General features: G+C 44.6%; 11 protein-coding genes. 10 read left to right on the forward strand and 1 reads right to left on the reverse strand.

Features of this window, described 5'->3' with window-relative positions; genetic code table 11:
* Window positions 1–58: 58 nt before the first annotated feature.
* The 9 genes from plsX to JHD69_RS11700 all read left to right on the forward strand — a co-directional run bounded on the left by plsX (window position 59) and on the right by JHD69_RS11700 (window position 10,999).
* Complete coding sequence (gene plsX, locus JHD69_RS11660; protein ID WP_199140507.1) at window positions 59–997, forward strand: phosphate acyltransferase PlsX; 939 nt, start codon at window positions 59–61, stop codon at window positions 995–997.
* 15 nt (window positions 998–1,012) lie between these two features.
* Window positions 1,013–2,008 carry a beta-ketoacyl-ACP synthase III gene (locus JHD69_RS11665; protein ID WP_199140509.1) on the forward strand — a complete coding sequence of 332 codons (996 nt, stop codon included), beginning with the start codon at window positions 1,013–1,015 and terminating at the stop codon, window positions 2,006–2,008.
* A 160-nt stretch (window positions 2,009–2,168) separates the two neighbouring features.
* A complete protein-coding gene (accB, locus tag JHD69_RS11670) occupies window positions 2,169–2,648 on the forward strand; it encodes an acetyl-CoA carboxylase biotin carboxyl carrier protein (RefSeq protein ID WP_199140511.1) in 480 nt (159 codons plus the stop codon).
* An 89-nt stretch (window positions 2,649–2,737) separates the two neighbouring features.
* The gene (gene accC / locus JHD69_RS11675; protein WP_199140513.1) at window positions 2,738–4,078 is read left to right on the forward strand and encodes an acetyl-CoA carboxylase biotin carboxylase subunit; all 1,341 of its coding nucleotides are present in this window, start codon (window positions 2,738–2,740) and stop codon (window positions 4,076–4,078) included.
* Window positions 4,079–4,177: 99 nt separating this feature from the next.
* Window positions 4,178–5,062: a twin-arginine translocase subunit TatC gene (gene tatC, locus JHD69_RS11680; RefSeq protein WP_199140515.1), complete on the forward strand. Its 885-nt coding sequence runs from the start codon at window positions 4,178–4,180 to the stop codon at window positions 5,060–5,062.
* 183 nt (window positions 5,063–5,245) lie between these two features.
* Window positions 5,246–5,686, forward strand: a complete 441-nt coding sequence (gene rpiB, locus JHD69_RS11685) for a ribose 5-phosphate isomerase B (protein ID WP_199140516.1) — start codon at window positions 5,246–5,248, stop codon at window positions 5,684–5,686.
* A gap of 82 nt (window positions 5,687–5,768) precedes the next feature.
* Window positions 5,769–7,415, forward strand: a complete 1,647-nt coding sequence (locus JHD69_RS11690; RefSeq protein WP_199140517.1) for a M28 family peptidase — start codon at window positions 5,769–5,771, stop codon at window positions 7,413–7,415.
* Between the two features lie 171 nt (window positions 7,416–7,586).
* Window positions 7,587–8,975 (forward strand): LutB/LldF family L-lactate oxidation iron-sulfur protein, encoded by a 1,389-nt coding sequence (locus JHD69_RS11695; protein ID WP_199140518.1) that lies wholly within the window; start codon window positions 7,587–7,589, stop codon window positions 8,973–8,975.
* 47 nt (window positions 8,976–9,022) lie between these two features.
* The gene (locus JHD69_RS11700; protein ID WP_199140519.1) at window positions 9,023–10,999 is read left to right on the forward strand and encodes an alpha-ketoacid dehydrogenase subunit alpha/beta; all 1,977 of its coding nucleotides are present in this window, start codon (window positions 9,023–9,025) and stop codon (window positions 10,997–10,999) included.
* Between the two features lie 39 nt (window positions 11,000–11,038).
* On the opposite strand, the gene JHD69_RS11705 is transcribed toward JHD69_RS11700, so the two are convergent.
* Complete coding sequence (locus tag JHD69_RS11705) at window positions 11,039–11,365, reverse strand: hypothetical protein (protein WP_199140520.1); 327 nt, start codon at window positions 11,363–11,365, stop codon at window positions 11,039–11,041.
* A 281-nt stretch (window positions 11,366–11,646) separates the two neighbouring features.
* Here JHD69_RS11705 and JHD69_RS11710 point away from each other — a divergent pair, with 281 nt between their 5' ends.
* Window positions 11,647–12,015, forward strand: a complete 369-nt coding sequence (locus tag JHD69_RS11710; protein ID WP_199140521.1) for a helix-turn-helix domain-containing protein — start codon at window positions 11,647–11,649, stop codon at window positions 12,013–12,015.
* Window positions 12,016–12,154: the final 139 nt, after the last annotated feature.

Here is a 12,154-nt window from a genome sequence, read left to right on the forward strand (position 1 = left end):
TAACTTAGACTGATAGAATTAAAAGCGTTTAGCTTAACCGCACAAAAGATTTTTTACTATGAAAATAGGTCTCGATATTATGGGCGGAGACTATGCTCCTAAAGCAATTGTTTTAGGAGCAATAGCGGCCCATCAATCCCTTACTCCCGATCAGCATTTGGTGCTTATCGGAGATACCCAGCAGATTAAACCTCTACTCGCCGATCAAGGATTCAATCCTGATCACTTCGAATTTGTACACACCGACGAAGTGATTGGCATGGGCGAACATCCCACGAAGGCCATCCTTCAAAAACCAAATTCAAGCATAGCTGTAGGCTTTCAACTCTTAAAAGAAGGCAAAATCGATTCGTTTGCAAGCGCAGGCAACTCTGGTGCTATGCTGGTTGGTGCCGTTTTTAGCGTTAAAACCATTCCTGGCATTATCCGTCCTTGTTTATGCACCATCGTGCCCAAGCTTAAAGGCGGCACAGGTTTGCTGCTAGACGTTGGCGCCAATGCCGACTGCAAGCCCGATACGCTTTTGCAATTCGGCATACTCGGCAGCCTTTATGCCGAAAACGTGATGCAGATCGAAAAGCCCAAAGTGGCCCTGATGAATATTGGCGAAGAAGACGAAAAAGGCAATATGCTTTCGCTGGCCACCTTTCCTTTGATGAAAGAAACCGAACTTTTCAACTTTGTTGGCAATGTGGAAGGCCGCGATTTGTTTAACGACAAGGCCGATGTAATTGTTTGCGACGGTTTTACGGGCAACGTAATGCTGAAACTGGCAGAATCGTTTTATGTGCTAACCATCAAAAAAGGATTGAAAGACGAGTTCTTCGACCGTTTCAATTACGAAAACTACGGCGGAAGCCCGGTTTTGGGCGTCAATGCACCTGTATTGATCGGTCATGGAATTTCGAGCCCAGAAGCTGTAAAAAATATGATTTTTCAATCCAGAGACATGATCACTACCGGACTGGTAGGCAAAATACAAGCTGCATTCCAATAATTTAAACTTAACACAATGAATAAAATTCACGCTGCTATTACTGCGGTTCACGGTTATGTTCCAGATTATATCCTTACCAATCAGGAACTGGAAACCATGGTTGACACAAACGACGAATGGATTACGACGCGAACGGGCATTAAGGAGCGAAGAATATTAAAAGGCGAAGGTCTGGGCACTTCTGATATGGCTGTGGAGGCTGTAAACGGCTTGCTTAAAAAGAGAGGGATTACGGCCGAAGAAATAGACCTGATCATTTTCTGTACAACCACCCCCGATTTTACATTTCCGGCTACAGCCAACGTGCTGGCCGATAAAATAGGCGCCAAAAATGCCTGGGGCTACGACCTGCAGGCCGCCTGCTCGGGTTTTATTTATGGCTTAACCACCGGCTCGCAGTTTATCGAGGCGGGCAAACACAAAAAAGTATTGGTAGTTGGTGGCGATAAGATGTCGGCCATTATCAATTATGAAGACCGTGCTACCTGCATTATTTTCGGCGATGGCTGCGGTTGCGTACTGCTTGAGCCGAATGAAGAAGGCCTGGGCATACAAGATTCGATCTTAAGGTCTGATGGTTCCGGCGGCAAATACCTGGGCATGAAAGCCGGCGGTTCTGTAAAACCAGCTTCGCACGAAACCGTTGATGCCAAAGAGCACTTTGCACACCAGGAAGGACAAACCGTATTTAAATTTGCCGTAACCAATATGGCCGATGTAGCCGCCGAAATCATGGAGCGCAACAGCCTGACTTCTGACGATGTGGCTTGGCTAGTGCCACACCAAGCCAACAAACGCATTATCGATGCCACCGCTTCGAGAATGGGCGTTGGTTCTGAAAAGGTAATGATCAACATCGAGCGTTACGGAAACACTACTAACGGCACTATCCCGCTTTGCCTGTGGGAATGGGAAAGCCAACTCAAAAAAGGCGACAACATTATCTTGGCAGCTTTTGGCGGAGGCTTTACCTGGGGCTCGGTTTACCTGAAGTGGGCCTACGGCGAGTAACAGAATAGGAAATAGCAATAAGAATTGGGGCAATAAGCCTAAAAAATGGCTCTCCTATTCTCTATTTCCCAATCGCTATTCTCTGTATTAAAATAAAACAAAAAAACTATAACTTAGTTAATTCATAAGACACCAATTTTTTTAACATAACAACGAAAGAATGGATATTAAACAAATTCAGGAACTCATCAAATTTGTTTCTCGTTCGGGGGTAAACGAAGTGGCGATTGAGCAAGAAAACTTCAAAATTACCATCAAAACCAACCAGACACCTGTTTACGTAAACGCAGCATTACCTGCGCCAGTGGCGGCCGCACCTGCAGCGCCTGTAGCAGCACCTGTGCAACCAGCAGCAGAAGCAAAAGCACCTAGTGCACAAGCCACTGAGGACACCTCGAAATACATTACGGTAAAATCGCCAATGATCGGTACCTTCTACCGCTCGTCTAGCCCCGATAAGCCAGTTTTTGTAAATGTTGGCGACGAAATTAGCGCCGGCAAGGTAGTTTGCATTATCGAGGCCATGAAATTGTTTAACGAAATTGAAAGCGAAGTTTCAGGACGCATCGTTAAAGTATTGGTTGATAATGCTTCGCCGGTTGAATACGACCAACCTTTATTCTTAGTAGAACCTATTTAATCGTAGTGTCCAGATAAGGGACAAAAGATACTGAGCAAAATTTTGTTGCGCTTTACATGTCTGCAATCTCTTATCTCAAATATAAAAGCATGTTTAAAAAAATATTAATTGCCAACAGGGGCGAAATCGCTTTGCGTATTATCCGTACCTGTAAGGAAATGGGCATAAAAACCGTTGCGGTTTACTCTACAGCTGATCGGGAGAGCTTGCACGTACGTTTTGCCGATGAGGCTGTTTGTATAGGTCCGCCACCAAGTAAGGATTCTTACCTGAGCATCCCTAATATCATCTCTGCGGCAGAGCTAACCAATGCCGATGCCATCCATCCGGGTTATGGCTTCTTGTCTGAAAACGCCAAGTTTTCGTCGGTTTGCCGCGATTACGGAATCAAATTTATCGGCGCTACGCCAGAGCAAATCAACAGCATGGGCGACAAATCATCGGCCAAAGAAACGATGAAGAACGCTGGCGTACCCACCATTCCAGGTTCTGAAGGCTTGCTGGAAAGCGTAAAAGACGGCATCAGGATTGCCAACGAAATGGGTTACCCTGTTATCTTAAAAGCTACTGCCGGCGGCGGCGGTCGTGGGATGCGCATTGTGTGGAAAGATGAAGATTTTGAAGCCGCTTGGGACAGTGCCCGTCAGGAATCTGGCGCAGCCTTTGGCAACGACGGCCTTTACCTCGAAAAATACATCGAAGATCCACGCCACATCGAAATCCAAATCATTGGCGACCAATATGGCAAAGCCTGCCACTTGTCCGAAAGGGATTGCTCTATTCAGCGCCGTCACCAGAAATTGGTAGAAGAAGCTCCTTCTCCATTTATGACACCAGAATTGCGTCAAAAAATGGGCGAAGCCGCCATTAAAGGCGCCTTGGCCGTAAACTACGAAGGCGCTGGTACCGTAGAGTTTTTGGTCGACAAACACCGCAACTTCTACTTCATGGAAATGAATACCCGCATCCAGGTAGAGCATCCGGTAACCGAGGAAGTGATCAACTTCGATTTGATCAAAGAACAAATCAAAGTAGCCGCTGGCATTCCGATTTCGGGCAAGAATTACATGCCTGATATGCATGCCATCGAATGCCGTATCAATGCCGAAGATCCTTTCAACAACTTCAGGCCTTCGCCAGGCAAGATTACCAACTTCCACTCGCCGGGTGGACATGGTGTACGCGTTGATACCCACGTATATGCGGGCTATCAAATTCCGCCTAACTACGATTCGATGATTGCCAAACTGATTTGTGTGGCCCAAACCCGCGAGGAGGCGATCTGTACCATGGAGCGTGCCTTGAGCGAATTTGTGATCGAAGGAGTTAAAACCACCATTCCGTTCCATTTGAAACTGATGAAAGACCCTAACTTTAGGGCGGGCAACTTTACCACCAAATTCATGGAAACATTCGAATTCTCAGAATAAAAAGGATTATGTCCAAATAATTTAATCTTTTTATAGATTTAAATCGTAAATACCATTCTATATCAAACAGAATGGTATTTTTGTTTACAACTATTTTCAATGAGCGACAATAAAGCAAAAGACCTGATCGATTCGATCAAAAACAAAGGGAAAAGCCTAGAGGCAGAGATGTCTTTTTTCGACCATCTTGACGTATTGAGGAAACACCTGTTAAGAGGGCTGCTTGTAGTAACCATCCTAACTTGTTTTGCCTTCTATTTTTCCGATTTCATTTGGGCCGACATCATCATGATGCCAAAAAACCCAGCCTTTTGGACGTATCGCATGATGTGTAAGCTTTATGAAATGTTTCCTTCAGTAATTGGCAAGGAGTTTTGTATCCAAAAAATCGATGCAAAAATCATCAACACCGAAATGTCGGGCCAGTTTACTTTGCAAATGAACTCTTGTATTACGGCTGGTATCATTTTGGGCATCCCCTATTTGTTGTTTGAAATCTGGTTGTTCATTAAACCCGCCTTGTTAGAAGCCGAGCGCAAATCGGCCAGAGGCTTTGTATTTTTTGCCTCTGTTTTGTTCTTCTTGGGCGTACTTTTTGGATATTACATCATCTGTCCGCTTTCCATCAACTTCTTGATCAACTTTACTGTTGATCCGAGCATACAAAATACCTTCACCATTGATTCTTATTTGTCAACGGTACTAACCCTGACTTTAGGAACGGGTATTATTTTTCAGTTGCCGGTTGTCATCTTCATCCTTTCGAAACTGGGTGTAATGACCCCTAAGTTTATGCGCAAGAGCAGAAGATATGCGGCCATTTTGATTTTGGTGATTGCCGCCGTAGTTACACCTACTGCCGATCCGTATACCATGATGATCGTAGCCCTGCCTTTGTTCCTGCTTTACGAATTGAGCATCATGATTTCGGCCAATATTGAAAAGAAAAAGCTAAAGGCAGAAAAAGAGCTCTATAAGGCTTAGCCTTGAGCCACAGGTGAACAGTTTTTATAAGCAAGGCCAACATCCGGCCAAAACAAAGCTATGAATCTGTGGCTATACAATTTTCAAAGCACGTTGCAAGCAGCTAAATTAGCTCCTTTTAATGGCGATATGTCGCAACAAAAAATTTACGCATAAGCTCCATAATTCTATATAAATTTGAGAATGGCTACAAACCCAAAACTAAAAATTGCAATTGGCGCAGACCACGCCGGTTTTGAATACAAAGAAATGCTCAAAACCTACCTATCGGATTACGAAATAAAAGACTTTGGCACGCATAGCGCGGATTCGGTCGACTATCCCGATTTCGCACATCCAGTAGCATCAGCGGTAGAAAGCAAGGAATTTGATTTCGGGATTTTGGTTTGCGGCAGTGCCAACGGCGTAGCCATTACAGCCAACAAACACCAGCAAATCAGGGCCGCCATTTGCTGGGAAAAAGAAATTGCGGCATTGGCCAGACAGCACAACAACGCCAACATCATCTGCATTCCGGCAAGGTTTGTATCGACTGAATTGGCTAAGGAAATGGCAACCACTTTCTTAAATACGCCTTTTGAAGGAGGCCGACACGAGAAGAGGGTCGACAAAATAGCTTGCTAACTTACAAGGCAGAAGGTTGAAGACCAAAGGTCGGTTAACCCAAAGCCAGCTGACTTATATAATAAAACTTAACCAAAATTTGATGAAAAAACAATTTCTATACACCGGGCTTGCAGTAATGCTGAGCCTGAGTGCGACGGCGCAGAAAGACCAAAACGCCGTCAAATTTGGTCAGACCATAAATCCAGAGCGTGGCAGGGCCCACTTGTCTATCTTGGCTTCTGACGAGTTTGAAGGCAGGGAAACCGGCAAAAAAGGAGCTTGGATGGCTGCCGACTACATTAAAAAGCAATTCCAAAGCTTTGGCTTGAAAGGACCTGTTAAAGAAGGTAATGATCCTTATTTCCAAAAATTGGGCTATGCTTCCATCAGCTTGTCTAAATCTGCTTTAACTGTAGGAGGACAAACCAAAGAGAGTCTTAAAGATTATTATATCACGCCTAACACCGTAAGTGCAACAGGTTTTGACATCAAAGCTAATTCTGTAATTTTTGCGGGATATGGCATGAACAAGGAGAGCTTTAACGATTACGAAGGCCAAGATGTTGCCGGCAAAGTAGTTATGATTTTTGCTACTGGCGACCCAACTGCAACAGGCACTCCTGCACCACAACAAGGCAGAAGAGCACCTAGTGGCGCTGGAAGCTTGCAAGTTAAACTTAAATACCTATTAGAACACAAAGCCGCTGGTGTTTTAGTAATTAACCAAATCGTTGATAACCTTTCGCCTCAGATGCGAAATGTATTGCAAAATGGCAATCCATACCTAAAAACAACTGAAAGAGTAAAAGCAATGGCTGCTTCTGCTTCATTGCCAACGGTAACTATTGGTACAACGGTGGCCAATCAAATCTTGGCAGCAGCAGGTACCAACCTTGACGATATCAAGAAAAAAATTGCTGAAACTGTTAAACCGGCTACTACAGTAATCAATATTCCAGTTCAATTTGCAGCACAAAGTAAAGAGACCGATGTTAGAGCAGAAAACGTATTGGGCTTCTTGGAAGGTTCTGATCCAAAATTGAAAAATGAAGTATTGATCATTACCGGCCACTACGATCACATTGGTTTGGTACAAGATCCTAATGCCAAAGACAAAGTAAACAACGGTGCCGACGATGATGGTTCGGGTACTACCGGTGTATTGTTAATGGCCGAAGCTTTCTCTAAAGCTAAAAAAGCTGGCAAAGGACCAAAAAGGAGTATCTTGTTCATGACTGTGGTAGGTGAAGAAAAAGGCCTTCTAGGTTCTGAATGGTATTCGGAGCATCCCGTATTTCCTGTTGAAAACACCATTGCCGATTTAAATACCGATATGATTGGCCGTGTGGGTGAGCCTTATTTGGGCAAACCTGATAGTGCCAACTACGTATATTCTGTAGGTTCTTTCAAATTGAGCACCGAGCTAGGCAAACTCGCCGAACAGGTGAACGATACCTATACCAAAATGATATTAGATTACAAGTTTGACGACCCAAAAGATCCTCAACAAATCTACTACCGTTCTGACCATTACAACTTCGCCAAATTGGGCATTCCTGTAATTTTCTATTATGATGGCATGTTAGAGCAGGATTATCATAAACCTGGCGACGAGGTGAGCAAAATCAATTTTGAATTATTGGCCAAACGTGCACATTTAACCTATTATCTAGCTTGGGAGCTGGCCAACAGGCCTAACCGACCGGTAGTAGATAAAAACGCAGATGGTACGCCTAAAACCAAATAAAGTAAAATAAAGATTAAAAAATCCCGATAACCAAAACTATCGGGATTTTTTATGCTTGCCCAAACGTAAAGCCCTTGGTTGCGAAAAAATTTAAGGAGGAAATGGAGCTAAATACATACCTGCCACTTACATTTTCCGTTATCCATTTTACATTTTATAGTATATTTGGGCATGAGTAAAACGGCAGAAGATTTTTTGGTAAAAGCTGATGAAAAGGCATTTGATGTAGCGCACCGTAAAACGATCAATTTCAATATTGGCAGATACAATACCGCTGTTGAACGTGGGCTATCCAAATTCGAAAATCTCGAAAACTCAAAGAAAAAAGCACATACCATCAAATGGCGCGTGATGGAAAACCTCGATAAGCTCCTGCCCGAATTCGAAGCCAACTTTCAGAAACGTGGCGGCAAGGTCATTTGGGCCAATGATGCGGCCGAAGCACAAAAAGAAATTCTCAACATCATCCAGAAAGCAGGTGGCAAAACAGTCATTAAATCCAAATCGATGACGACCGAAGAAATCCACCTCAACGAATTTCTGGAAGCACACCACATCGAATCATTAGAAAGCGACCTGGGCGAGTACATTGTACAACTGCTGGGCCAAGCGCCTTACCACATTGTAACACCCGCCATGCACTTGAGCAAGGAACAGATTGCCGAACTGTTTCATGAAAAATTTGGTACACCAATAGATGCAACGCCTCAGCAACTCACCCAAAAGGCAAGAGAACTGTTGCGCGAAAAATACCTGACTGCAGACATCGGCATATCGGGAGGCAACTTTTTAATTGCCGATACCGGCAGCATTGCCTTAACCGAAAACGAAGGCAACGCACGTTTATCAACTACATTTCCTAAAATCCACATTGCCATTGTAGGCATCGAAAAACTGATTCCTTCTATCGCTGACCTCGACCTTTTTTGGCCACTGCTTGCCAGTCACGGCACAGGACAAAACCTTACGGTTTACAATACCATTTTAAGCGGTCCCCGTCAGGCCAACGAAACCGATGGTCCGGAAGAAATGTATGTGGTATTGCTCGACAACGGGCGTACCAATCTGTTGGCCCAAAAAGAACAACGCCAAGCCCTCTATTGCATCCGTTGTGGCGCCTGCTTAAATGCCTGCCCCGTTTATAAAAATATTGGAGGCCATACCTACGATACAACCTATAGCGGGCCTATTGGCTCTATCATTACACCGCACTTTAAGGGAATGGCCGAGTTTAAACACCTGAGCTATGCCTCCAGCTTATGCGGCAAGTGCTCGGAAGTATGCCCGGTTAAGATCGACATCCACAAAATGCTACTGCTGAACAGGCGCGATGCCGCCAGTGCGCACGAAAACAGCAAAACAGAAGAAATTGGCTGGAAGCTTTGGAAAAAAGGCATGCAAAAACGTTCGTTGATGGATATGGTTGGCGGCAAGGCCAAGAATTTCTTTTTGAAAAGGTTCTTTAAAAAGAGCTGGGGCAAATACCGCAGCATGCCAGAAATTGCCAACAAGTCTTTTGCCAAGCAGTGGGAAGAAAAACAGAAAAATCCAGAATCTTAGGCCGAAGATCACTAGCTTAGCTAAGCTTAAAAACCTAACCAAATTATATGCAATTCGACAGAAAAGGTAAAGACAATGCACAACTGTTGGCTTTTTACAAGGCCATACTTTATCCCAGAATGGTTGAAGAAAAGATGCTCATCCTCTTGAGGCAGGGCAGAATTGGCAAATGGTTTTCGGGTATTGGGCAAGAAGCCATTGCGGTGGGCAGCACTTTGGCCATGCAAAACGACGAGTATATTTTGCCGATGCACCGCAATCTGGGCGTTTTTACCAGTCGCCATATTCCCTTAAAAAAACTAATGGCCCAATGGCAGGGCAAAATATCAGGCTTTACCAAAGGTCGCGACCGTTCTTTCCACTTCGGAACACAGGATTATAAAATTATCGGCATGATTTCGCACTTGGGTCCGCAAATGGCTTTGGCCGATGGAATTGCACTGGCCGACATCATTGCCAAACAACCAAAGGCTACTTTGGTATTTACTGGCGAGGGCGCTACCAGCGAAGGCGATTTTCATGAAGCCATCAACGTGGCATCGGTATGGAATTTACCGGTTATTTTTCTCATCGAAAACAATGGCTATGGTCTTTCTACGCCAATAAACGAGCAGTTTAACTGCAAACATTTGGTAGATCGGGCCATTGGCTACGGCATAGAAGGCATCCAGCTAGACGGCAATAACCTACTGGAAGTGTATGACACGATTGATCGCGTAGCCCAGGATATCAGAACCAACCCTCGTCCTGTACTTATCGAATGCCTTACGTTTAGAATGCGTGGCCACGAAGAGGCATCGGGCACCAAATATGTTCCTCCACATCTTTTTGACGAATGGGCAATTAAAGACCCTGTTAAAAATTTTGAAGCCTATCTTGTTGAGCAGGGCATTTTAAACGAGGAGCTTATTGGCACCATCAAAAGCGAATTTAAAGCAAGCATTGAAGCCGAGGTTGAAGAAGCCTTTAACGAAGCCGAACCTACCGCCAACGAATGGGCTGAAGAAGTTGACATGTATGCGCCTTACCAACCCGAAGAAATAGCTCCGGGCACTGCGCAAAGCGAAAAGCGCTATTTGGATGCCATTAGCGATGGCCTACGCGAAAGCATGCAAAAACACCCGAATCTGGTGATAATGGGACAGGATATTGCCGAATATGGCGGTGCCTTTAAGATTACGGAGGGTTTTGTAGCCACTTTTGGCAAAGCAAGGGTACGCAATACCCCAATCTGCGAATCGGCGATTGTGGGAGCTGGCTTGGGCCTTTCTATCAACGGCTATAAAGCAGTGGTTGAAATGCAGTTTGCCGACTTTGTAAGCTGTGGCTTCAATCAGATCGTCAACAACCTGGCCAAAACGCATTACCGCTGGGGCGAGAAGGCCGATGTGGTTGTACGGATGCCTACGGGTGCGGGCACAGGCGCAGGGCCTTTCCATTCGCAGAGCAACGAAGCCTGGTTTACCAAAACCCCGGGCTTAAAAGTGGTTTATCCCGCATTTCCTCATGATGCCAAAGGCTTGCTGATCAGTGCCGTTAACGACCCTAATCCTGTTATTTATTTCGAACACAAATACTTGTACCGCAGCCTGAGCGGCTTGGTACCCGACGGCTATTACACCACCGAAATCGGCAAGGCTCATGTATTGAAACAGGGCAACCAATTGAGTATCATCACTTATGGCTTAGGGGTACATTGGGCACTCGAATATTTAGAAAAACACCCAGAAATTTCAGCCACGTTGGTTGATTTGGTAAGCCTGCAACCCTGGGATAGAGAAACTGTTACAGAAGCCGTTAAAGCAACTGGCCGGGTAATTATTCTTCATGAAGACACCTTAACCAACGGTTTTGGAGCAGAGCTTTCGGCCTGGATTGCCGAACATTGTTTCGAATATTTGGATGCGCCGGTGATGCGTTGCGCGAGCTTAGATACCGCTATCCCGATGAGCAAGGTATTGGAAGAAGATTTTTTGGCGAAGAAAAGGCTTGGTGAAGCTGTAGAAAGAATTTTAGCTTATTAAAAAAGGGGCTGTCGGCCCCTTGATATCTCTACGTTCTGTTTACGGTTCTAATGGATATGGCCCTCCTACTCCATCCAATGTGCAGTTAGCCTGATTGGCCACGTATTCTTCATAGCGAATGCATCCTCCCCAAACTGCGGTATGTGTTTCTGAAGTAGGCGGATTGCTCTCCCAGCCCCAGGCTCCCCAAATACCTCCGGGGTGGTTCACAATAATATCGTAGCTTAAAACGCAACGGACCAGTACCGACCCCTCCCCACAATAACTACCTCCTTGTACACCACCAGTAACTTTTTTCATTTCATCTCTGCTAAGCGCATTTAATTTTTTCATGTTTTTCTCTTGGTTTTGGTAAAGTAAGCCCATTCTGCCCGGCTTACTTAGGCAGCACTAAAAAACGTAAGTACACGTTTGGATAAGGTGTTTGCAAACTTGAACCTCGGGTAAGCTTGTTGCTTATTTTTGACAAAATTTCAACTAACTTATTAGTATAAAATTAGGCTTATTTGCTATCTTAAGGTACTGCTTAACGGACATTTTTAAGCTTAAACGGCATAAAATTCTCCTTATAGAGAATAATATTATTCCTACCTAAAAAACTATTGACTAACAACATGCTATCAAAACTTAGACTTAAAAAGACTGAAATGAAGACGGTAAGGAGCGGCAATATCCGCAAGTACAGAAACGAAAGGTGCCTTACTCAAGAATATATGGCCAACGAGCTTGGGATTGGCCAAAGCGCCTACCAAAAAATAGAAACTGGCGAGGTAAGCCTGTCCATGGACCGCCTATTGCAGATTGCTGCCATTTTAGACAAACCAATCGAAGCCTTTATAGGCGATGGCACAGATCCTAATCAGGGAAACCTGAACAATGGCAACACCAAAGAAATAGAACTGATGCAGAAGATGATCCTCCAGCAAGAAAAAAGAATAGAGGAGCTTGAGGCGAAGGTTGAAAGAAAAAATGCGAAAATAGAAGAACTCAAGCAAGTACTGAGCCTAAAAAACTAAATGATTTGGTTATGGCATACCCCTGAATCTGTCTCTTATACACATCTGACGCTGCCGACGAACCACGACAAAAAAATGTTTTTTTGGGAGGGGGGGGGGGGGGGGGGGGGGGGGGGTGGGGGGGGGGGGGGGGGGGGGG

Source organism: Pedobacter sp. ASV12, from assembly GCF_016429155.1.
Classification (GTDB): domain Bacteria; phylum Bacteroidota; class Bacteroidia; order Sphingobacteriales; family Sphingobacteriaceae; genus Pedobacter.

Excerpts from the sequence above, each read along its gene's own strand:
- plsX (WP_199140507.1), top strand. The coding sequence starts at position 59 with ATGAAAATAGGTCTCGATATTATGGGCGGAGACTATGCTCCTAAAGCA.
- JHD69_RS11665 (WP_199140509.1), top strand. The coding sequence starts at position 1,013 with ATGAATAAAATTCACGCTGCTATTACTGCGGTTCACGGTTATGTTCCA.
- accB (WP_199140511.1), top strand. The coding sequence starts at position 2,169 with ATGGATATTAAACAAATTCAGGAACTCATCAAATTTGTTTCTCGTTCG.
- accC (WP_199140513.1), top strand. The coding sequence starts at position 2,738 with ATGTTTAAAAAAATATTAATTGCCAACAGGGGCGAAATCGCTTTGCGT.
- tatC (WP_199140515.1), top strand. The coding sequence starts at position 4,178 with ATGAGCGACAATAAAGCAAAAGACCTGATCGATTCGATCAAAAACAAA.
- rpiB (WP_199140516.1), top strand. The coding sequence starts at position 5,246 with ATGGCTACAAACCCAAAACTAAAAATTGCAATTGGCGCAGACCACGCC.
- JHD69_RS11690 (WP_199140517.1), top strand. The coding sequence starts at position 5,769 with ATGAAAAAACAATTTCTATACACCGGGCTTGCAGTAATGCTGAGCCTG.
- JHD69_RS11695 (WP_199140518.1), top strand. The coding sequence starts at position 7,587 with ATGAGTAAAACGGCAGAAGATTTTTTGGTAAAAGCTGATGAAAAGGCA.
- JHD69_RS11700 (WP_199140519.1), top strand. The coding sequence starts at position 9,023 with ATGCAATTCGACAGAAAAGGTAAAGACAATGCACAACTGTTGGCTTTT.
- JHD69_RS11705 (WP_199140520.1), bottom strand. The coding sequence starts at position 11,365 with ATGGGCTTACTTTACCAAAACCAAGAGAAAAACATGAAAAAATTAAAT.
- JHD69_RS11710 (WP_199140521.1), top strand. The coding sequence starts at position 11,647 with ATGAAGACGGTAAGGAGCGGCAATATCCGCAAGTACAGAAACGAAAGG.